1 protein-coding gene and 1 pseudogene are annotated in these 1021 nt (G+C 70.1%); both read right to left on the reverse strand.

Annotated elements, in window-relative coordinates; translation table 11 throughout:
- Nucleotides 1-65 precede the first annotated feature (65 nt).
- Nucleotides 66-644, reverse strand: coding sequence for a (d)CMP kinase (gene cmk / locus BN903_RS03710; RefSeq protein ID WP_048076421.1), 579 nt, complete (start codon nucleotides 642-644; stop codon nucleotides 66-68).
- A 116-nt stretch (nucleotides 645-760) separates the two neighbouring features.
- Nucleotides 761-1021: pseudogene (locus BN903_RS03715) on the reverse strand (hypothetical protein); the annotation flags it as partial.

Raw genomic sequence — 1021 nt, forward strand, 5'->3', positions numbered from 1 at the left:
TTGCCGGGAGCGTCGCGGTCGGCGTCGTCGGGTGAGTCTGTCATGCTCGGACGGAGCGGGGGAACTCAGAAGTCGTACACGACGCCCTCGACGGGTGCCTTCCCCTCGTCGGTTGCGCGGTCGTACGCCTCGACCGTCGCGACGAGGACGTCGAGGAAGCGCTCGGGCCCCCACCGGGCGGTGTTGTACGCGGCGTCGTAGATCGAAAGATCCTCGATGTCGATGTTGTAGTATTCCTGATACCGCTTGCGCTCGGAGGTCTCCCGGCGCTCCGTCTCGGTTCGGGCGCGGTCGACCGGCTTCGCCTCGCGCTCGGCGATCCGCTCCGCGCGGACCGACAGCGGCGCGTCGAACCAGAACCGGAAGTCCGCGTGGTCGGCCGCGAGCCAGCCGGCGAGCCGGGATTCGAGGACGACGTCGTCGCGTTCGACGGCGATATCGCGGAGCCGGCGGTCGAGGTCGCGGTCGATCTGCGGGTCCTCCTCGGCGAACTCGTTGAACTCGACGGGCGTCATGTCGCGTTCGGCCGCCATCTCGCGGAAGATGTCGCCGCCGGAGACGTGTCCGAGACCGAGCGCGTCCGCGAGCTGGACGGCGTTGGTGCTCTTCCCGCTCCCTGGCGGGCCGGAGACGGTGATCAACATAGCTCCACTCCGCGGGTGTCGTTCAAAACGGTTGTCGTTCGCCGCCGAGCGGGACCGACCGGTGAGCGGAACCGACCGGCGAGCGGAACCGACCGGTGAGCGGACGCGGCGACCCCTCAGGCCTCGCCGTCCGCGGTCGCGGCCGTCATCGACCAGACCGCGACGAGGCCGAGGAGGAGCGCGGGGACGAGCGGTAAGGCGAGGTACGTCGCGAAGAAGGTGAACCCGAACGCGCCCGCGGCGTACGGGTAGATGTAGATGATCCCCGGGATGACCAGCACGCAGGTGAACAGCACGGCCGTCAGCGCCCACCCTTGCGGCGAAGCCGTCGGCCGTCGGGTCGGCGGCGGGTTCCGTCCGGTCCCGCGGAGCGTCGC

Source organism: Halorubrum sp. AJ67 (genome assembly GCF_000513435.1).